General features: G+C 59.6%; 15 protein-coding genes, 1 tRNA gene and 2 pseudogenes. 8 read left to right on the top strand and 10 right to left on the bottom strand.

Annotated elements, in window-relative coordinates; translation table 11 throughout:
- Window positions 1-5: 5 nt before the first annotated feature.
- The gene (locus EV130_RS31270) at window positions 6-1,313 is read right to left on the bottom strand and encodes a beta-propeller fold lactonase family protein (protein ID WP_165918601.1); all 1,308 of its coding nucleotides are present in this window, start codon (window positions 1,311-1,313) and stop codon (window positions 6-8) included.
- On the opposite strand from EV130_RS31270, the gene EV130_RS31265 reads away from it, so the two are divergent.
- Complete coding sequence (locus tag EV130_RS31265; RefSeq protein WP_165918600.1) at window positions 1,294-2,376, top strand: LysR family transcriptional regulator; 1,083 nt, start codon at window positions 1,294-1,296, stop codon at window positions 2,374-2,376. The genes EV130_RS31270 and EV130_RS31265 overlap by 20 nt on opposite strands.
- Here EV130_RS31265 and EV130_RS31260 read toward each other — a convergent pair.
- Window positions 2,373-3,272: a LysR family transcriptional regulator gene (locus EV130_RS31260; protein WP_245520154.1), complete on the bottom strand. Its 900-nt coding sequence runs from the start codon at window positions 3,270-3,272 to the stop codon at window positions 2,373-2,375. The two genes, EV130_RS31265 and EV130_RS31260, sit on opposite strands and share 4 nt — an antisense overlap.
- Window positions 3,273-3,448: 176 nt before the next feature.
- Between EV130_RS31260 and EV130_RS31255 the strand changes: the two genes are divergently transcribed.
- From EV130_RS31255 to EV130_RS33745, 3 genes and pseudogenes are all read left to right on the top strand, one after another.
- Window positions 3,449-4,585, top strand: a complete 1,137-nt coding sequence (locus tag EV130_RS31255; protein WP_132662556.1) for an SMP-30/gluconolactonase/LRE family protein — start codon at window positions 3,449-3,451, stop codon at window positions 4,583-4,585.
- A gap of 14 nt (window positions 4,586-4,599) precedes the next feature.
- Window positions 4,600-5,241, top strand: coding sequence for a DedA family protein (locus tag EV130_RS31250; RefSeq protein ID WP_132554362.1), 642 nt, complete (start codon window positions 4,600-4,602; stop codon window positions 5,239-5,241).
- Window positions 5,231-5,855: pseudogene (locus EV130_RS33745) on the top strand (class I SAM-dependent methyltransferase). The gene EV130_RS31250 and the pseudogene EV130_RS33745 overlap by 11 nt, the downstream one beginning before the upstream one ends.
- 556 nt (window positions 5,856-6,411) lie before the next feature.
- On the opposite strand, the gene EV130_RS31240 reads toward EV130_RS33745, so the two are convergent.
- The 5 genes from EV130_RS31240 to EV130_RS31220 all read right to left on the bottom strand — a co-directional run bounded on the left by EV130_RS31240 (window position 6,412) and on the right by EV130_RS31220 (window position 13,929).
- Entirely contained in the window at window positions 6,412-10,209 is a 3,798-nt protein-coding gene (locus EV130_RS31240; protein WP_132662555.1) for a vitamin B12-dependent ribonucleotide reductase, read from the bottom strand.
- Between the two features lie 581 nt (window positions 10,210-10,790).
- Window positions 10,791-11,381: a hypothetical protein gene (locus tag EV130_RS31235; protein ID WP_074061030.1), complete on the bottom strand. Its 591-nt coding sequence runs from the start codon at window positions 11,379-11,381 to the stop codon at window positions 10,791-10,793.
- Window positions 11,382-11,550: 169 nt separating this feature from the next.
- Entirely contained in the window at window positions 11,551-12,045 is a 495-nt protein-coding gene (gene gpt, locus EV130_RS31230) for a xanthine phosphoribosyltransferase (protein ID WP_132554364.1), read from the bottom strand.
- Window positions 12,046-12,212: 167 nt separating this feature from the next.
- A complete protein-coding gene (locus EV130_RS31225) occupies window positions 12,213-13,055 on the bottom strand; it encodes a universal stress protein (RefSeq protein ID WP_132554366.1) in 843 nt (280 codons plus the stop codon).
- Window positions 13,056-13,152: 97 nt separating this feature from the next.
- Window positions 13,153-13,929, bottom strand: coding sequence for a competence/damage-inducible protein A (locus EV130_RS31220; protein ID WP_132662554.1), 777 nt, complete (start codon window positions 13,927-13,929; stop codon window positions 13,153-13,155).
- Window positions 13,930-15,012: 1,083 nt separating this feature from the next.
- On the opposite strand from EV130_RS31220, the gene EV130_RS31215 reads away from it, so the two are divergent.
- The gene (locus EV130_RS31215; protein WP_165918599.1) at window positions 15,013-15,276 is read left to right on the top strand and encodes a hypothetical protein; all 264 of its coding nucleotides are present in this window, start codon (window positions 15,013-15,015) and stop codon (window positions 15,274-15,276) included.
- Window positions 15,277-15,320: 44 nt separating this feature from the next.
- Here EV130_RS31215 and EV130_RS31210 read toward each other — a convergent pair.
- Both EV130_RS31210 and EV130_RS31205 read right to left on the bottom strand, forming a co-directional pair.
- A tRNA-Leu gene (locus EV130_RS31210) sits at window positions 15,321-15,406 on the bottom strand.
- Between the two features lie 30 nt (window positions 15,407-15,436).
- Window positions 15,437-15,844 carry a VanZ family protein gene (locus tag EV130_RS31205; RefSeq protein WP_074061036.1) on the bottom strand — a complete coding sequence of 136 codons (408 nt, stop codon included), beginning with the start codon at window positions 15,842-15,844 and terminating at the stop codon, window positions 15,437-15,439.
- A gap of 163 nt (window positions 15,845-16,007) precedes the next feature.
- Here EV130_RS31205 and ilvA point away from each other — a divergent pair, with 163 nt between their 5' ends.
- From ilvA to EV130_RS31190, 3 genes are all read left to right on the top strand, one after another.
- Entirely contained in the window at window positions 16,008-17,264 is a 1,257-nt protein-coding gene (ilvA, locus tag EV130_RS31200; RefSeq protein WP_132662553.1) for a threonine ammonia-lyase, read from the top strand.
- Between the two features lie 37 nt (window positions 17,265-17,301).
- Window positions 17,302-17,628 (top strand): HlyU family transcriptional regulator, encoded by a 327-nt coding sequence (locus EV130_RS31195; protein ID WP_132554374.1) that lies wholly within the window; start codon window positions 17,302-17,304, stop codon window positions 17,626-17,628.
- Window positions 17,629-17,765: 137 nt separating this feature from the next.
- Window positions 17,766-19,037 (top strand): GGDEF domain-containing protein, encoded by a 1,272-nt coding sequence (locus tag EV130_RS31190; RefSeq protein ID WP_132662552.1) that lies wholly within the window; start codon window positions 17,766-17,768, stop codon window positions 19,035-19,037.
- A gap of 180 nt (window positions 19,038-19,217) precedes the next feature.
- On the opposite strand, the pseudogene EV130_RS33740 reads toward EV130_RS31190, so the two are convergent.
- Window positions 19,218-19,352: pseudogene (locus EV130_RS33740) on the bottom strand (VOC family protein); the annotation flags it as partial.

Genomic DNA, 19,352 nt, shown 5'->3' with positions numbered 1-19,352 from the left:
TGGTGTCACCGTCCAACGATGGTATGAACACCGGGTGGGAGTCTGAAACGGTCCTGGGTCGCAACAAGGGATGGGCGACCTTCTGTCGAAATGCGCCAGACTTCGACAGCTCCGCCGGGTGATGTGTTCTCATTTCTGTACCGATTGACGCCGACAAAGACATGGCGTCCGCCTCGATCGAAGGCGAGACCTTGGGGCAGAACCCCTGAGATCGGCCATTCGCCATGAAGTGTCAGCCGTCCGGTTTCGCGGTCCAACTCGTAAAGACTGAGCGAAGCCTGCTCAGTCCAGTCGCGCGAGCCTTCCGGTTTTCCGGTTCCGCGCAGGTTGGACGTTACCAGGAAACGGCCGTCAGGGCTGAAGGCAACCGTCTCGGCTCCCCAGCCCCCGAGAGTGATGTGGGGCACCGTATGCCGCGCTGCATCGCCGCGCGCGCCGACATTGGCGAGCCTGACGGTCGTCAAGATCCCCTCCCGCACACCGTAAAAGCCGTCGGTGTCGACGCCCCATTGAACGTCCGACGTCACGTAATAGCGGCCATCGGGTGAAAAGCGACCGACGAAAGGAAACTTGTTAGTGTGTACGCGGTTGCCCCAGGGAAGGATGTCCGAGACGGTCGCGTCTTGACCGCGCACGACTTCGTAGAAGGCGACTTGATTGCGATCAACTAGGTTGACCGCTATGTACCGACCGCTAGGATGCCACTGCACCCAGGTCGACTTCAAGGGGATGGATCCGGTAGCCGGTTCGAGGTCAAGGCCGAAGTTGGTAACTGGGCCGAAGCGGCCGTCTGTGAGCGGAACGAACGCCAGCTCGCGGTCGGGATCGACAGTTATCGCAACGATCAGATCACCGGATGGGCTGACCGCAATGGCCTGTGGTTGGGTACCAATGCGTACGCTGTCCACGACCGGTGGGCGAGCGCCATCAAGGCGTACTGAACGGATCGTGTCGCCCTGCGGCAGTTCATCGAGGCGCGTTGCGCCCTCTGGCCGTTGGCGGAAGGTCTCCGCGACGAAGGCGTAAAGGCCATCAGGCGAAAGATCGAGCGCCCCAGGCGGGCCGTAATTTGAGTTCGATATCTTTATCGGCGATACCAACGGCGCGTCGCTCGATGGCGAGGTGATGATGGACAGCGTATCCCCGTGCTCGGCATCGAGAGGACCCAGTTCACCGGTCTCGTACACGGTTGGCACCATATCGGTGTCCGAGAGGACAAGGACCCTCTCGGCTTTAGGGGGAAAAGTCTCGGCAAGTGCGAGACTCGGGATCAGTACCATCGCCAGCGCGGCGATGCGCAAATGGGTTCGCATTAAATCTACCTCCAGTCGAGTGGCGACCATTCCTCCCATCGCCGGCTCCAGTCGTCCAATCGATATTGAACATTCGGATATTTCCCATAGTAATATAGTTCTCCCGCTCATCGGATGTCCCGCGATGAACCTTGCCGCAGTAGATCTCAACTTACTCGTCGCCTTCGACGCATTGCTCGGCGAGGGGAGCGTGAGTGCCGCGGCGGCGCGTATCGGCCTCAGCCAGCCCGCCATGAGCAAGCGGCTGGCGCATCTGCGACATCTGTTTGCCGACGATCTGTTTGTCCGCAGTGCCGACGGCATGCGACCGACGGAAAAGGCATTAGACCTTGCTGATCCGATCCGGGCGGCACTGCGTCAGATTGAGGACGCGCTGGGCGGCCTTGGGCAGTTTTCGCCGGCCCGGTCGCAACGTGTTTTCAGAATTGCGACGACGGATCATGTTGCGGCCAGTCTGGTACCCGAACTGATGGCAACGTTGCGAAGGAATGCGCCAAGAACCTCCATCATCGTGCGAAGTCTTCATCGCCAGGAAGTGGTCGATCAGCTCGAGAAGGGCTCGGTCGATCTCGCAATTACCATCTTGCCGGATGCGCCGACCAGCATAAAGCGGTTGAACCTCTTCCACGTCGACTGGGTTTCGGTCGTGTCGGCCTCTCACCCGGAAATTCGCGATGAGCTAACCCTGGATCTCTACCTGAAGTATCCGCACATTGTGGTCACCCACGTCGGCGATCTCAAGGGCTATGTCGATCGTATGCTGGATGATCGCAACCTGAAGCGGACCGTTATGATGAGCCTGCCCTACGCATTGGCCGTGCCGCCGATTGTCGCGAGCACCGACATGATCTGCACCTTGTCAGCGAATCTGATCGGTCTTGCCGACTGGCCCGGGGTGCGATCTTTCCCCGTGCCCTTTGAGTATTCGGGCTACGAAGAGACAATGCTCTGGCATCGGCGGAATGACAGCGACCCCGGTCATCTGTGGCTGAGGCGCACGGTGCTGCAGGTGAGTGAAAAGGCGGGTGCCACGACCATTGATCGAAGAGCCGGCGCGGCCTAGGTCGCCCTCGATACAAAGCTTTCCCGCTGCCGGCCCCGTGCCCGTGCGAACTCTACGAAAACCCGCAACTTCGGCAACAGCGAGTTCCGCTTTGGATAATAGAGAAAGAGGCCGGGCGACTCGATTGCGCAATCATCGACCACGCTGACTAGACGTCCCGACGACAGATGCTCTTCAATGACCGGCTCCGCCACGTAAATCAAGCCAAGTCCCTTAAGCGCGGCCGCGACCATCGCCGGCGTATCGTTAAGGATCATCGGCCCCTTTACTGCCACTTCATAGGTCCGCTTGCCGTCCCGAAAGGTCCAGTTGATGATCTTTCCGGAAGTGCCGAGGCGGAACCGGATGCAGCGATGATCGCCAAGATCGTTCGGGTGTTCGGGTTTCGGATTTTGCGCGAAGTAGGACGGTGAGCCCGCCACAATGAACCGGAAGGACGGCGAAAGCCGAACGGCAACCATGTCGGGCTGAATCCGTTCGCCCAGCCGGATTCCCGCATCGAACCCGTTCGCGGCAATGTCCGACAGACCGTCTTCGGCGAAGAGCTCAACTTCAATCCCTGGGTAGGCTTCACAGAACTCGCGTAACGGATCGAGGAGGAACGGAATGACCCCTCGGGAGGCGTTGAGGCGCAGGGTTCCTGACGGGCGGCCGCTGTAAATCCTCAGTGTCGTGAAGCAGGCTTCCAGATTTTCAAGCGCCGGCCGCGCCTGCTCTAAGAAGATCATGCCCGCTTCGGTAAGCCCGACGCTGCGGGTGGTCCTGGAGAGCAGCGCCGTGCCCAGGTTGGTTTCGAGCGCCTTGACCATCTGGCTCACGGCCGAGGGCGAGACGCCGAGGTCGGCGGCGGCGGCGCGAAAGCTCATGCGCTCGGCCACCTTGATGAAGGCCGCCACTGCGTCGGTGTCCGTTCGCTTGAGCATGACGTCACTTTCTCGGAACTCTCTTCGTCCTTGAACGCGGTGATTGTGAAGCATGCGTGATTAACCTGTGCATTTGAAGCCTTATTATCGATTGTGGCTAATCGACATAACTTTTTAAGCACAAACTGTGGAAACCGGATCGTTGGCTCATGAAATTGCAGATCGTCATTCAACGAAGTTCCAAGGCTGTAGCGGCACTCGCTGCAATCTTCGTTACCGCCTTCGCCCTGATGGTCCAGTCGTCGGATTTTCGGCCCGCGACATGGATCCCCGGTCCATACTCGCAAGGCGCGCGCAACGAGGATTTGAGCGGAGCACGCCCCGTTGCGCAGGAGATCTTGTCGGGCCCGGAAGATGTCGCCGTCGACAGTCGTGGCCGCGTCTTCACCGGCACCGTCGATGGGATTATCTGGCGCGCCGATCTCACCGCCGGGACGCCGCGTTTCGAACGGTTCGCGTCCGTCGGAGGACGCCCGCTTGGATTGGTGATCGGCGCGAATGACATCCTCTATGTGGCCAATCACGGCATGGGGCTGCGGGCGGTTTCGCCCGATGGCGAAGTGAGCAGCCTGCTGACCGAAGTGGCCGGCACGCCGATCCTGTTTGCCAACGATCTCGCCATGGATGTCGACGGGATCATCTATCTTTCGGACTCGAGCAGCCGCTACAACGTCTCTACTATCGGCGTTCAGGGAACCTATGGGGTGCCGGACCTTCTGGAGGGTCGTCCATTCGGCAGAGTGATCCGCTTTGACACGCGAAGCAGGGTGGCCTCTGTGCTCGCAACTCGCCTCTATTTCCCCAACGGCATCGCCATAAGTCGGGACAGACGATCGATCGTCGTAGCAGAGACCAACCGTTACCGATTGTCGCGCATTTGGCTCGACGCCCCTCGCACAGGAGAGCGTGAAACGCTGGTCGATAATTTGAAGGGCTCGGCTGACGGTCTGACTGGAATCGGCGACGGCAGAATGCTGCTTGCCGCCTATCATCGAAGCCTGGTGCTCGACGAAAGCGTCCTGCCAAGCTGGTTGATGCGGCACGTCGTGGCGCGGCTGCCCAATTCCTTCTTCACCCGCAATGCTCCAGACGGCTTCATCTGCGTTATCGACGATCACACGGGTGAGGTTCTGCAAGAGTTCCACGGGGGGACCGAGGAAGCGGCTGCGCCGGCCAACGCCGTCCTGTGGAATGGCGAGCTCTTCATCGGAACGCTTTTCGCATCGGCCGTGACGAGGATCGAGCTGCCTATCGCACTGCCGTTCACCCAGACCTCAGCGAATTAACGGCGAGGAACATTGTGGACATCGACCCGATTGGCGAAGTCATGGCCTCGATCGCCGCCTGCGGGGCAGCGGGGCTGTTCGGCATAGCCCTCGCTGAGCGTTTCGTGCCCGTGCTACCTTCCTACGGGCTTCTCGTCGCTGTCGGCATCGCCGCGGCAGAGGGCGCGTGGTCACTCCCGGCCGCTCTTCTCGCCTCGATCACCGGCAGCCTTCTGGGCTGTATCATATGTTATTGGCTAGCGAAGGCCCTTGGAGAGGCGCGATCACGGGCGCTTCTCTACAGGGGCGGTCGTCTCTTCGGACTATCGGCTGGACGCATCGAGCGCTGGACGGCGAGTTTATGCGACAACCAAGCAAGGTTTGCGATCGCAGCGCAGCTCGTCCCGACTGTCAGGCTGCTTGCGCCGTGGCTCGCAGGACTCCTGCGCGTTAAGGCAGCCCGCTTCGTGACGGCTTCCGCGTGCGGCGTCGCACTCTGGAACAGCATCTTCATCGGATTGGGAGTCGCGACCTCCACCGTGCTCGACGTCGCCAATGCCTCTGTTCTGGCGCTGATCGTGTTATTGCTTCTGGTATTTTCAGAGGGTGTTTTCGTCGTGATTTGGACTCACTGGCGGCCGGCAGTTTCCGAGGGGACCCGAATTAATGACCAGTGAGGCACAAATTCCGGAGCACGATACGCTTAGCGACCTCATCAGGTTCTTCCATGCCTGGCTATCAGATCCGCTTCGCGTCGCGACAATCATACCCACGGGCGTGGCCTTGGCGAATGCCATGACGAGAGAAATCTCAATCGCTACAGGGCCAGTGCTCGAGCTGGGTGCCGGCACCGGAGTGTACACCCGCGCGCTCATCGCCCGCGGCATTCCCGAGGACCAACTCATGCTCGTCGAGTCCGGATCCGATTTCGCCGAACTTCTCCAACTCCGCTTTCCCCGAGCTCATACGCTCCGGATAGATGCGACTCGGATCCGAGATGTCGCGCTATCTGGCCAAGAAGGCGCTGGCGCGGTAGTTAGTGGATTGCCGCATGCCACCGCGAAAGGTCATCGCCATACTGGATGGAGCGTTCAGCCACCTGCGGCCGGGCGGTGCGTTCTGTCAGTTCACTTATGGTCCGCGATGCCCTGTGCCACGCACCGTGCTAGATCGCCTTGGGCTAAAAGCGGCGCGGATCGGCGGCACAATGGCAAATCTTCCGCCCGCCAGCGTCTACCGAATCCGCCGGCGGCCGCCGCCCGCTTTTTCGGTCCGTATGAAAGCGACGTAATATCTCCCTCCGCCAATGCGTACGAGCCGTCATTCGCGTCGCGGATCCAGTCGGACGAGACGGCAGGCAACGCCGAGCGGGCGCGCCGGCTGCATCCGATAGCTTCGGAGCACTATATCTATGTTTATGGCCGGGCGCTCCGTGCCGCCGGTAGGATCGATGAAGCCGACCGAGTCTTGCGGGAATGCCTGCTCCGGGTGCCGCGCGAGCCAGGCCCGTTGGTGCCGGAAAGCGCGCAATGACTTGCCTTTCCATGGGGCGAGGACTGGGGCGGTTCACTGGTTGCGGGCAGCGAACCGCTCCATCGAGTTGGCAGAGTCAGATGGCGAGGACCGGCAAGCCGGGGAACACTAACGCGTGAACTGGCGATTTGATTTCAACGTTCGCGTTTGTTTCATAATTTGTTCTGAGAAGCATTTTCCGGGCACTTTTCAGTGCCCGGCGATGGTAAATGTGGCGTTGGCCAGTTTCAGGTCCCAAAATGGCCAATACTGAGCTTATTTGGCCAGTACTAGGTTTGGTTTCTCAAAGACACACGGGACAGTCCAACAGGTACTCAAGAGCACCCACTTGTACTTCCACACGTATCGCACTTCTCGCAGGTTCCATTCCGCACCATCGTGAAGTTCTGGCACTCGGTGCACATGTTGCCCGTGTAGCCCTGCATGATGGAGCGGGCGCGGCGTTCGGCTTCGACCTTCTTGGCTTCGGTCTTGGCAGAGGCTGCGTCGGCAGCGGCAGCGTCGGTGAAGAGCGTGCTGGATTCCTCAACGATCTCTTCGGCGATTTCCTCCGCTAGTTCCTTGGCGCGTTCCTCGTAATCGCGCTTGAAAGCGACGACTTCGGAGGAGGCGGCGACGGTTTCGAGCTTGCGCACGGTGTTGCCGGCAATCGCTGTGATCGTCGCGCCCGAGGAGGCGCGGGCGGGGGCGGCTGTTGCAGCCCCCTTGATCTCCGATGCCGGGCGCTCGGTCCCGGTTCCGGAAACCAGCGTTGGCTTATAGCCGCGAGTCAGGCCCTTGGAGACGACGTCCGCCTTGCCTTCCGACACGCCGCGGCCGAGGGCCGTGTTGTTGAAGTCGGACGTATCGACATGCGCCAGATCGTGGCGGCCGAGATAGGAGATGGCGAGTTCGCGGAATACGTAGTCGAGAATCGACGTCGCATTCTTGATCGCGTCGTTGCCGGTGACGATGCCAGCCGGCTCGAACTTCGTGAAGGTGAAGGCATCGACATATTCCTCGAGCGGCACGCCATATTGCAGGCCGAGCGAGACCGAGATCGCGAAGTTGTTGATGAAGGCACGAAGGGCCGAACCTTCCTTGTTCATGTCGAGAAAGATCTCGCCGAGACGGCCGTCGTCATATTCGCCGGTGCGCAGGAAGATCGTGTGACCACCGATCTTTGCCTTTTGAGTGTAGCCCTTGCGGCGGCCCGGCAGCTTTTCCTGGCTGCGCACGACCTTCTCGATCACCCGCTCGATGATCTTCTCGGTGACGGTAACGGCCTGAGCGGCTGTTGGCTGGGCCATCAGTTCCTCCAACGCGTCCTCGTCGCCTTCGTCCTCGATCAGAGAAGCGTTCAGTGGCTGCGAGAGCTTTGAGCCGTCGCGGTAAAGCGCGTTGGCCTTGAGGCCGAGCTTCCAGGAAAGCATGTAGGCGCTTTTGCAATCGTCGACGGTTGCATCGTTCGGCATGTTGATCGTCTTGGAGATTGCACCCGAGATGAAGGGCTGGGCAGCCGCCATCATGCGGATGTGGCTTTCGACCGAGAGATAACGCTTGCCGATCTTGCCGCAGGGATTGGCGCAATCGAAGACGGCGAGGTGCTCGTTCTTGAGGAACGGAGCACCTTCCAGCGTCATGGCGCCGCAAACATGGATGTTTGCCGCCTCGATGTCCTTCTTCGAGAACCCCAGGTGGTCGAGCAGGTTGAAGCTCATGTCGGCAAGCTGTTCGTCCGATACCTTCAGCGTGCCCTTTAGGAAGTCGAGCCCAAGCGTCCACTGGTTGAAGACGAATTTGATGTCGAAGGCCGAGTTCAGCGCGGCGTTGACGGCCTCGACCTTCTCGTCGGTGAAGCCCCTGGCCCTCAGCGTCGAGGGGTTGATGGCGGGCGCCTGGTTCAGATTGCCGTGACCCACAGCATAGGCTTCGATCTCGGCAATCTGGCTTTCGGAGTAGCCGAGCGTGCGCAGCGCTTCCGGTACGCCACGGTTGATGATCTTGAAGTAGCCCCCGCCGGCAAGCTTCTTGAACTTGACGAGCGCGAAGTCGGGCTCGATGCCGGTCGTGTCGCAATCCATAACGAGACCGATCGTTCCGGTCGGCGCAATCACGGTTGCCTGGGCGTTGCGGTAGCCGTGCTTTTCGCCGAGTTCCAGTGCCTTGTCCCAGGCGCTCTTGGCGTGCGCGGCGAGATCCTGGTCCGGATTTTCGGCGTGGATGAGGGCGACCGGGTTGATCGACAGGCCTTCATAGCCCGACCTCTCGCCATAGGCGGCACGGCGATGGTTGCGGATGACGCGCAGCATGTTCTCGCGGTTCGGCGCAAACATCGGGAACGGGCCGAGTTCGGCGGCCATTTCCGCCGAGGTGGCATAGGAAATGCCGGTCATGATCGCCGTCAGGGAGCCTGCGATGGCGCGGGCTTCGTCGCTGTCATATGGAATTCCGGACGACATCAGCAGGCCGCCGATATTGGCATAGCCGAGACCGATCGTGCGGTATTCGTAGGAGAGTTCGGCAATTCGACGCGAGGGGAACTGCGCCATCATCACGGAGATCTCGAGCACGACGCTCCACAGACGCACGGCATGCTCGTAGTCGGCGATGTTGATGCGCTTTGTCGCGGCATCCTTGAACTGCATGAGGTTCAGCGAGGCAAGGTTGCAGGCCGTGTCGTCGAGGAACATGTATTCCGAGCACGGGTTGGAGGCGCGGATCGGGCCGGCGGCCGGGCTGGTGTGCCAGTCGTTCATCGTCGTGTTGAAGTGCAGGCCCGGATCGGCCGATGCCCAGGCGGCGTAGGAGATCGTCTCCCAGAGGTCGCGGGCCTTCAGCGTCTTCATGACCTTGCCGTCCTTGCGGGCCGTCAGGTTCCAATCGCCATCGGCTTCGACGGCGCGCAGGAAGTCGTCGCGAATCGAGACCGAATTGTTGGAGTTTTGGCCGGAAACGGTGAGGTAGGCTTCACTATCCCAGTCCGTGTCGTAGGTCTTGAACTCCATATCCTTGTAGCCCTGGCGGGCGAACTGGATGACGCGGCTCACATAGTTTTCCGGAACCTGGTCCTTTTTGGCGGCGCGGATTTCGCGCTTGAGGGCAGGGTTCTTGGTCGGGTCGAAGCAATCTGCATCGGCGCCGCCTTCGCAATTGAAGCAGGCCTTCATGATCGCCTTCAGGTGCTTTGCGACGATCTTCGAGCCGGTGACGAGTGCCGCAACCTTCTGCTCTTCCTTGACCTTCCAGTTGATGTATTCCTCGATGTCCGGGTGATCGATGTCGACGACGACCATCTTGGCCGCACGGCGTGTCGTGCCGCCCGACTTGATGGCGCCCGCCGCACGGTCGCCGATCTTCAGGAAGCTCATCAGGCCGGAGGAGCGGCCACCGCCGGAAAGCTTTTCGCCTTCGCCGCGAAGATATGAGAAGTTGGAGCCGGTGCCGGAGCCGTATTTGAACAGGCGGGCCTCGCGAACCCAGAGATCCATGATGCCGCCTTCGTTGACGAGGTCGTCCTCGACAGACTGGATGAAGCAGGCATGCGGCTGGGGATGCTCGTAGGCCGATTTGGACTTCGTCAGCTTACCTGTGAAGGGGTCGACATAGAAGTGGCCCTGGCCGGGACCGTCAATGCCATAGGCCCAGTGCATGCCGGTGTTGAACCACTGCGGGGAATTCGGGGCGACGCGTTGGGTGGCGAGCATGTAGGCGAGTTCGTCTCGGAAGGCAGAGGCATCTTCCTCAGACGAGAAGTACCCGCCCTTCCAGCCCCAGTAGGTCCAGGTGCCGGCCAGGCGGTCGAACACCTGGCGGGCATCGATTTCGGAACCGTACTGCTGCTCCTTCGGCAGTTCCTTGAGGGCTGCCTCATCGGCAACCGAACGCCACAGGAAAGAGGGAACGTCGTTTTCCTCGACCTTCTTCAGCTTTGCCGGAACGCCGGCCTTGCGGAAATATTTCTGGGCAAGGATATCGGCCGCGACTTGGGAGAACTGCGCGGGAACGTCGATGTTCTCAAGGCGGAAGACGATCGAACCGTCTGGGTTCTTGATCTCGCTCGTCGCCTTGCGAAAATCGATGTCCGCGTAAGCGCTCTGGCCTGCCTTTGTGAAACGGCGTTCTATCCGCATGTCCTTGCACCTCTGTTTGCGCGCCCCATCCCCGTTGACCAGGGCGCAAGTTTCCTCATCCGGCAGCGCCGGAAGATGCGCAGCCAGTTCTCGTTTCCGTACCGTCACAGGAGTGTCATCCGGAGATGTCTTTCCTGTATCTTGTGGTGATGGTGGCTGCAAACACTAAATATAGTATTAACAGCTTATTATCGCCAGCCCCGGATGTCACTTTTTTGGAGGTCAAAATCGCGCAGAAATCCCCTCACGGCTCCCATCCATCATGGATGCAACGCCCTGATTCCACGCTCGAATTTTGAAGAGAACCGGCCTCGTTAAACCCGGTCCAGCTGCCGCCGCAACATCGCAAACCATTAAGTGAGAAATGGGCGATTCCGTCAAGGGGTGGTTTTTAACGAAGCGTTCACCACAACATATTGTGGACGGCCCTGTGAAGACCGGGGAAAAGCCTGGAGGCCCTGAATTTCAGGGCTTTGCGGGCTTCGGATACCTGAAAAGCGGGGACGAAAAGAAAAAGTTGGCCGATTCCAAATCTAAGGATGGCATTTTCAACCCGGATCGGCATCGCGATTCGGGCAGCCTCACATCGCATCAAGCGCGACGGTCACGGTGGCGATGCCGATCGCCGCTCCAGCCTCGTCGCGAATGGTGAAACTGGCCTGCGCCTCCAGAATTTGCGTGATCTCGTCGCGCTCGGCGCGATCGACGAAAGTCTCGTCCGAATCGCGCGCGAAGGTCTGGAGAAACTTGTTTTCGTCGGCCTGCCAGAAATCCATCGTCACTCTGCTCTCGCCGACATTGAGCCCATTCCTGTCGGTAATGAAGAACTCGACGATAACGCCCTGCGACGCATCCTGTTTTTCCTTCAGGTAGCGCGAAACGGGCGTGGATAAAATAGCGGACACCATTTGCAGGTCGCCGGTTTCCACTTCGGACCGATAGGTCGAATCAAGGACCTGGATATCTGTGCTGCTGACGTCATTGAATTTGGCGTTCTGCTCTCTGATCGCCGCGAGAACCATCGGTGTGCTGATCATCGGCCGGACGACAGTATCCACATATCCACGGACGACGACGACGTAAGCTGGTTCTGCAGAGGCCGGGACGGGCAACAACGAGGGGATCGCCAGCCCTGAAGCGACGACCGCCCTAACCCAACCCCGGTATGCCATTCCCCTCTTCCTTGCTCCGCGCGTTTCGCCCCCGCGCGATCCGTGAACCGGCCCCTTTGGCATGGCGCGCTCCGATGCGCGTGCAGGCCGGCTCGCATAATATATCTGCAGTCTTACTAAAATGACAATTCCGCCTGGAGTTTACTCGTGGCTGAATAGCCCGACGTTATCAGCGCGGACCTTTGGCGATAGGCTCCTGATAGGTGAACCCCATGTCCCAAGGAAAGTAGATCCAGGTGTCCTGGCTGACCTCTGTGACGAAGGTGTCGACTGTCGGCACGCCGAGCGGTTTTGCGTAGACGCAGGCAAAATGGGCCTTGGGCAGCATGGCGCGCACTTGTACAGCCGTCTTGCCGGTATCGGTGAGGTCGTCGATGACGAGGATGCCTTCCCCGCCATTTTCCTTGAGCTCGGGGGCAATGCCCTTCAGCACGACCATATCCCCCTGGTTCACATAATCATGATAAGAAGCGACACAGACCGTTTCGATCAGGCGGATGTCGAGTTCACGGCAGATGATTGCCGCAGGAACCAGGCCGCCGCGGGTGATGCAGACAATGCCCTTGAATTCCTTATTGAGGCCGGCGATGCGCCAGGCAAGCGCGCGGGCGTCGCGATGGAACTGATCCCAGGAAACGGGAAAGGCTTTTTCGGGAAAGGACATCGGGCTGCTCCGCGGCATGAAACGAAAAAATCCGTCGGCGACCAAGCGCAATCCGTCAAACGCTATTCGCGCAGGGCCAACCCGTGCGAAAGGAAGTGCCGGAGCCCGTCACCGGTTGCCGCAATTAGCGGGATTTGCGGATAAAACGCAAGTCCTGCGGTGCTTCGTCAGCGCGAGAGGAGGGTGAGCGCCGTCATCGACTGCAAGAGCGACTTCGTCGTGCCGCCGAAGATCATCTGCCAGAGGCGCGAATGGGTGTATGCACCCATCACCAGGAGATCGATGCTGTTGTCGGAGAGGCGGTTTTCGATGACGTTCGAGGCGCTCTTATGGGGGCCTTCCGCGACGGCAAGCGTCGCCTTCACGCCGTGGCGGGAAAGCGTGGCAGCGATCTCCGCTCCTGCCAGGCCAGCCGTCTGCATCGCCGAGTCCACAGGATCGACGGAAAAGACCTCGACTTCGTCGGCAGCCTTCAGGATCGGCATGGCATCGAATGTTGCGCGTGCGGCTTCCTTTGAGCCGTTCCAGGCGATCATCACACGTTTGATCGCTTTCGGTTGCCGCAAGATATAGGGGATCATCAGGACCGGACGGCCGCTTTCGAAAAGAAAGCTGTCGATATCGACCTGGCTGTCAGATGGTTTGGAAGGATCCGCTTGCGAGGCGATCAACAGGTCCACGCTGCGGGCGCTCTCGATCAGCGGCGATGAGCCGTAACCCGCCGAGGTGGCGAAGCTGCGCCATTCGAACGATGCGCCGGACGCTTCGGCTTTCAGGCGGAAGATGCGCTCCACTTCCACAGTCTCGGAATGCGCCATGTCCTGCAGCGCCTGAACAGCGACTGGATCGGGAATTTCCATCGGAGCGACCAGCGGCACGGCCGAGATATTTTCGGCGTGGAGACCGATGACATGGGCATCGTTTTCGGCGGCAAGCGCAAAGGCAAAATCGGAAACCGCACGGCTGTTGTCGGCCGTATCGAGAATGGCGAGTATCGTCTTGTAAGGCATATCTATTCTCCTCGGCGACTGAAATGGCTTGGTAAGCAGGAAATGCGTTGTCGGTGGACCCGGTTCCTTGGTTGCTCGAGGGCTGTGTGCTGCTGCTCTAAGCTTCGGCCGACCGGTTTTCGTCAATCTCCCTGGTCCTGCGAATGTTCTCGATCATGGCGTGAACCTCGGCTCCCGCCGCATCGACAGCCGCCTGCGATCGGCCGCGCACGACGATCTCCGTCGAGAATTTCTGGCCGACATAGCGCGGATAGGAGCCGATGCTGGTGTCCGGGTGCGTCTTCTGGATGGCGGCAAGCAGAGTGCCGATGTCACCTTCGGCATAGGGACAGGCGATAGCCAGCGACAGCATCCGCTGCCCGGTGCGAAGCGACGGCAGAACATTGTCGACCATGGCCTGGAACACCTGCGGCACGCCCGCCATAACGTAGACGTTGCCGATGACGAATCCGGGCGCAGTCGACACCGGGTTGGCGATGTGCGCCGCTCCGCGCGGCATACGCGCCATTCGTTTGCGCGCTTCGGTGAAGTCCATCTCGCGCCGCTTGTACATGTCACCGAGCAGTGTCATGGCGGCTGCATCATAATCGCAGGGAACGCCGAAAGCCTTCGAGACTGCGTCCGCGGTTATATCGTCATGCGTCGGGCCGATACCGCCCGAGGTGAAGACGTAGTCATATTTGCAGCGAAGGGCGTTCAGAGCCTCGACGATCGCATCCTCGTCATCGGCGACGATCCGCACCTCCTTGAGATCGATACCGGAAAGCTGAAGCATATCCGCCAGATGGCCAATGTTCTTGTCCTTGGTCCGGCCCGACAGAAGCTCATCGCCGATGGCGAGCATGGCGGCGGTGATGAAGGTTTCAGTGCTCATGAGAGATATCCGATGATGGGGCTTTGCTATAGGTAGCGCCGTTTTCGAGGCTTGCAAATGGCGGCACCCGGTTGCGGCAGAAGGAGAGATCGGGAACCCCGCGATGCTCCGGACCCCTGGTCCTGTACAATCAGTTCGTAGCCGGCCGAGCGGAGCTCGATCTCCTAGACCTCAGTCGCTTGCTCTCCATACAAACGCGTGCGCAGCCTTCAAGCTGGCCCTTCGCCTGTTTCATGTCGGTCTGGCCTGAGGATCGAGCGGAGACGATATGACGATCCGATCAACACTTCCGAAAAACGATGAAATTGAAAGATGGCGACATATCACCCTCAGCACTCACAGTGCATGCGCTGTGGGCTTTCCAACGCTCGCCGGGGAAATGGATGCGAGCGTTTCGGAAATTGCTACTGGCGCCCATGATGCACCCGGCTATCTCACAATCCAGTTTTCGAGGGTGAGGCCGCGAATGCTCTGGATCTCGCGTGTATGGTCCCCCGCAGCGTTTCGAAGTCTGCGATCCTGAAGACATCGCTGCGGACAGCGTCGGCGGCATTTCCAATGTCTTGTGCCGCAACCTCGAGCGAGCGCCGGTTGATCGCGGCCGGTGACGACGACAAAATCGCTTCAGAGATAGAGGCCCAGCGGGCTCATCGCTGCGCCGTTGCCTGGCCAGACTGGCATCGTGCAATTTCTGATGATTTTAACCGAAGCAGTAGTGGCGCCAAAGCCGGTCGCTACCCGTGAAATTGCATGGCTATGATCAGCAACATGGTCCCGGCGAGCATGCTCCCCAACAAACAAGCGGCGGCTGTCTTGTAAAACTTGAGACGCCGCGCTCTTTCTCCACTCCAATCGTAAACCATCGTCTTACTCCCACAAGACAAGCTTACACGCATCGTGGCACTGTAATTCCTGCATCCGCAAAGGCGCCTTTAAGCCCTGCCGGCTTTCAGACGCCGGCATAAAATCATATTTATTGGGATTGATAAAGATGGTGGGGCGAGTCCAGCAGGCCCATATTCTTCCCGCCCGTGCTGTGCGGCCTGCAATTCGTGTTATGTGCCACTAGGGCCGGAGATTTTGATGCGCGCTATTTTCGCTTTCCTGCTGGTCGTTCTTCCCCTTGCCGGATGCAACACGGCTCCGCCGGATCCCATCCGCGGCAGCCTCACCTATGGCAGAACCGTCCGCGTTCCCGCGCGAGCGGGCTACACCGTCAAGCACGAGTTTCCGGACAAGTTCGGATACCGTGTCTATGAAAGATACGTGGTTCAGCCAGACGGAACGCTGAAACTCATCTCCCGCCGAACGGGCTCCGACTACTGGCACTTCCCCCGCATGAGATGATGAGTGGCCTTGCGTTGGAAAAAATTCGCGTGGCGGCTGCGTGCTGGTGCGGGCGACGGGGATCGAACCCGTAAGGCCTAAGGCCGAGGGATTTTAAGTCCCTTGCGTCTACCAGTTTCGCCACGCCCGCGCGCGATCCTCAATTAACGACCGGAGCGATTCAGTCAAGAGCGCCGGCGGCGGCACCGGTTTGCGGCTTGGAAAGGGGAACCGCCTCTATCCTCTGCTTCATCTGCCCGCGCCGGTAGGCAGCGCGGCCGGTAAGAATGCCAAGCATCGCGCCGGCTGCCTTGATGACCGCATCGTGCAGGCGTGCATGACGTGTCGGCGACAGGTATTGCAGGAACTCGATTGCGAGTGCACCAAAGATCAGCAGCAGCGCGACGAGCTTCCACTGCTTCGGATAGCCGAGCGCAAAAAGGAAGCCGGTGACGGCATAGGCAAGCCCGCGGTCGGCGTTGACGCTGGTCATCGTATGCGGCCTGAGGCCGATCGGCGAGATGGTGACGAAAATGATGGCGGCAAGCAGCAGCCAGGCGAGCGGTCGCGTCAAACGGGATGTAATCATGCCGTCACGTTAGCAGCATTGCACAGCAAACGCACGGGGGGAGCCGCAGCAATCAGCCAAAGACGATGTAAGGCTTTCGGCGGAGCGAACCGCACGGCGGTTAAACGGACTTCTATTGCCAGCCGACCTGTGCCATAGCGAAGCTTGAGACAGGAATGGACCGATGACCGTCAAAAGACAGGATATAGATCGCGCGGAAGAGGCGCTGCGCAGCCTCTTTCCGGCAACGCCGCTGCAGCTCAACGACCATCTTTCGGCGCGCTACGATGCTGAAATCTGGCTGAAGCGGGAGGATCTGTCGCCCGTCCGTTCCTACAAGATCCGCGGCGCCTTCAATTTCTTCCGCAAGGCGATTGCCGAAGGGAGCGGCGAGCGACTTTTCATCTGCGCATCGGCGGGCAACCATGCGCAGGGCTTTGCCTTTGTCTGCCGCCATTTCGGCGTTCAGGGCGTCGTCTTCATGCCAGTGACGACGCCGCAGCAGAAGATCGACAAGACGCGCATGTTCGGCGCCGAGTTCATCACCATTAAGCTTTACGGTGATTTCTTTGACCAGTGTTATCACGCCGCGCGCGTCCATGCGGAGGTGGCCGGAGGCGTCATGGTGCCGCCCTTCGACCATGAGGACATCATCGAGGGGCAGGCAACGGTTGCAGCCGAAATCATGCAGCAGCTGCCGGAGGGCAGGGTGCCGGACATGCTGGTCCTGCCGGTCGGCGGCGGCGGGCTTGCTGCGGGCATTACGGGCTATCTCAAGGGCTCGCTCCCGAATTCCGCCTTTGTCTTCACCGAGCCGGCAGGCGCGCCTAGTTTGAAACGGAGCATCGAGGCCGGCGAAGTGGTGACGCTTTCCAAGGTCGACAATTTTGTCGATGGCGCGGCCGTTGCCCGAATCGGCGACCTGAATTTCGCAGCACTCAAAAGCTTTGCAGCCGGGCAGGTCATGCTGATGCCGGAGAACGCCATCTGTGTGACGATCTCGGAAATGCTTAATGTCGAGGGCGTCGTGTTGGAGCCCGCAGGGGCTTTGTCTTTGACAGCGATCGCGGCGATGGACCCGCACGCCATCCGCGGCAAGACGATCGTGGCCGTCGTCTCCGGTGGCAATTTCGACTTCGAGCGGCTGCCCGACGTCAAGGAGCGCGCGATGCGTTACGCCGGGCTGAAGAAATACTTCATCCTGCGGCTGCCGCAGCGCCCGGGCGCCCTTCGCGATTTCCTCAATCTTTTAGGGCCTGACGACGACATCGCCCGCTTCGAATACCTGAAGAAGACTGCACGCAACTTCGGCTCCGTCCTGATCGGCATCGAAACCAAGGCGCCGGAGAACTTCGCCACGCTGATTTCGAATTTCGAAAAGGCCGGCATGGGCTTCGAGGACATCACTGAAAACGACATCCTCGCCAACCTCATCATTTGACTTTGCGGGCGCGAGCTGCCCGTGTTAAAGGCGGAACATGGCTTCGATCTTTTCCAGCATTTTCTCGATGTTTTCCGGTGGCGGCAAATCCTCCGAGGCGAGCGCGGGCCCGAAGGGCGAGCCGCAGCTTTACGCCGATTGTACAATCTACGCTGAGCCGCGCAAGGAAGGCGGACAGTTCCGCCTGGCAGGCCGTATTGAAAAGACGGTCGGCGGCGAGGTCTTGGTGCGCAATTTTATCCGCGCCGACATGTTCTCGTCTTCGGACGATGCGATCGAATGCACAGTGCGCAAAGCGCACCAGATCATCGATCAGCACGGTCCCTCGCTTTTCGGCGACGGTGCTAAGGAGCGGCAAGTCTAGCCGCTCTTCAAATCGTCTACGCCGGGTGGCTTTTGCGGCGGCAGCCATACAGGGAGGCCGCAGGTTACGCTGACGTCACGCGACCGTTTCTTAACCGTATCGCGCTATGAAGGGGCGGTAGGAGAGCGGAAGGCGCGATGGCATTTGTCAATCTCGGTCTCATTGTAACGGAAGCCATCGGCTACTTCGCGCTGATGGTGAGCCTGCTGCATTTCCGCCATCGGCTGGGCCTTGGCGTCTTCATGACTGCGCTTGGCGTCATGCATTTCATGGAAACCTATCTCGCGGCCCTATTCTACGTGTCGTTGCCTTTCGGTGTTGCCTCGCCCGGATCATCGGTCTTCTTCGCCGGAAAGCTGATGATGATCCTGATGCTTTACCTGGAGGAGGATGCTTCAACGGTCCGGCAGCCGATCTATGGTCTGTTTCTGGGCAATCTTCTGACTGTCGCGATCGCGTGGGTTCTACAGCTGCATGAAACTGTCGAGGTTTCACCTGGCAATGCCGCCGATTTCAGCTTCCTGAAGGAGATGGGCTGGCTGATGGTCTGGGGTACGGCACTTCTTTATCTGGATTCGCTCGGTATCATTCTGCTTTACGAACGCCTTGGTCTTTGGATGAAGCGCAAGGTGATTCTTCGTTTCATGCTGTGCGGCTTCGCACTTCTGACCTTCGACCAGATCGGTTTTTTCGGCGCCTTGCACTATTTTCTCGACGTACCGCTTGCAGCCTTCTGGGACGGCTGGAGGGCAAAGATGTTCGCGGTCTGCATCTATACTGCGCTCTTCGCCTTCTACCGGCTCTACATTCATAGGAACGGCGTTCCGGCGGCAGCACGCTCTCTCAGCGATCTGTTCGGCGACCTGACATTCCGTGAGCGTTACAACGATCTTCTGGAGCGGACGGGCAGGGACATTCTGACGGGCGTCTACGACCGCTCGCGTATGGAGCTCGAAGCACCGGTCATGATGCGGGAAGCCCTGCGGCAAGGGCAGTTAACAACCGTCATCATCATCGATGCCGACCACTTCAAGGACGTCAACGACAACTTCGGCCATCTTCAGGGTGATGAGGTGCTGAAGTCGATCGCCGCCCGGCTGGTGATGATCCTGCGTTCTGCAGACAGAGTGTTCCGCTTTGGTGGCGAAGAATTCGTTGCAATCTGTCCGGGCACGGAGCACGAGGAGGGCTTGTTGGTGGCAGAACGGCTCCGATGGACGATCGCGACAAGCGTCAGGACACCAGATGCAAGACCCGTCACCGTCAGCATCGGCGTTGCGACCGCCGACGAAGATGGCGTGAGCTTCATGACCGTTCTGTCTACTGCAGATGACCGGCTCTACCAGGCAAAGAAGAACGGCCGGAACTGTGTCTTCGGTCGTATGGGTCTGGTCAAGGTCCTAACATGAGGCATGGATCAGGAGTGTCCGCCCGACGATCCAAGCTGCGACGACTGGGGCCGTGAACCGTTAGCCGCCCTGCCTGATGCTTTGGGAAAGGTACGACGCATTCTTCGACCGGATGGTGCTTTCGCACGAGCTCTTGACCGTCGTCGATAGGATCGGATGGTCCTTTGATCTTCTCGGTGGTCATCGCGCGTCATCTCCTTTTCGTGCCGCATCGATCACGGCCACATCGATTTTCCTCATCGTCATCATCGCGTCGAATGCGCGCTTTGCTTGTTCGCCACCTGCTGCAAGCGCGTCCATGAGAATGCGAGGTGT

This window comes from Rhizobium azibense, from assembly GCF_004342325.1.
Lineage (GTDB): Bacteria > Pseudomonadota > Alphaproteobacteria > Rhizobiales > Rhizobiaceae > Rhizobium > Rhizobium etli_B.
The sequence above is the reverse complement of the archived record's forward strand: the minus strand, read 5'-3'. Positions and strand labels throughout refer to the sequence as shown.

Coding starts and splice junctions, on each gene's coding strand:
- EV130_RS31195 (WP_132554374.1), top strand. CDS start 17,302: ATGGCTTCGATCTTTTCCAGCATTTTCTCGATGTTTTCCGGTGGCGGC.
- EV130_RS31270 (WP_165918601.1), bottom strand. CDS start 1,313: ATGCGAACCCATTTGCGCATCGCCGCGCTGGCGATGGTACTGATCCCG.
- EV130_RS31255 (WP_132662556.1), top strand. CDS start 3,449: ATGAAATTGCAGATCGTCATTCAACGAAGTTCCAAGGCTGTAGCGGCA.
- EV130_RS31220 (WP_132662554.1), bottom strand. CDS start 13,929: ATGAGCACTGAAACCTTCATCACCGCCGCCATGCTCGCCATCGGCGAT.
- gpt (WP_132554364.1), bottom strand. CDS start 12,045: ATGTCCTTTCCCGAAAAAGCCTTTCCCGTTTCCTGGGATCAGTTCCAT.
- EV130_RS31240 (WP_132662555.1), bottom strand. CDS start 10,209: ATGCGGATAGAACGCCGTTTCACAAAGGCAGGCCAGAGCGCTTACGCG.
- EV130_RS31225 (WP_132554366.1), bottom strand. CDS start 13,055: ATGCCTTACAAGACGATACTCGCCATTCTCGATACGGCCGACAACAGC.
- EV130_RS31205 (WP_074061036.1), bottom strand. CDS start 15,844: ATGATTACATCCCGTTTGACGCGACCGCTCGCCTGGCTGCTGCTTGCC.
- EV130_RS31215 (WP_165918599.1), top strand. CDS start 15,013: ATGCGCGCTATTTTCGCTTTCCTGCTGGTCGTTCTTCCCCTTGCCGGA.
- ilvA (WP_132662553.1), top strand. CDS start 16,008: ATGACCGTCAAAAGACAGGATATAGATCGCGCGGAAGAGGCGCTGCGC.
- EV130_RS31235 (WP_074061030.1), bottom strand. CDS start 11,381: ATGGCATACCGGGGTTGGGTTAGGGCGGTCGTCGCTTCAGGGCTGGCG.
- EV130_RS31190 (WP_132662552.1), top strand. CDS start 17,766: ATGGCATTTGTCAATCTCGGTCTCATTGTAACGGAAGCCATCGGCTAC.
- EV130_RS31265 (WP_165918600.1), top strand. CDS start 1,294: ATGCGCAAATGGGTTCGCATTAAATCTACCTCCAGTCGAGTGGCGACC.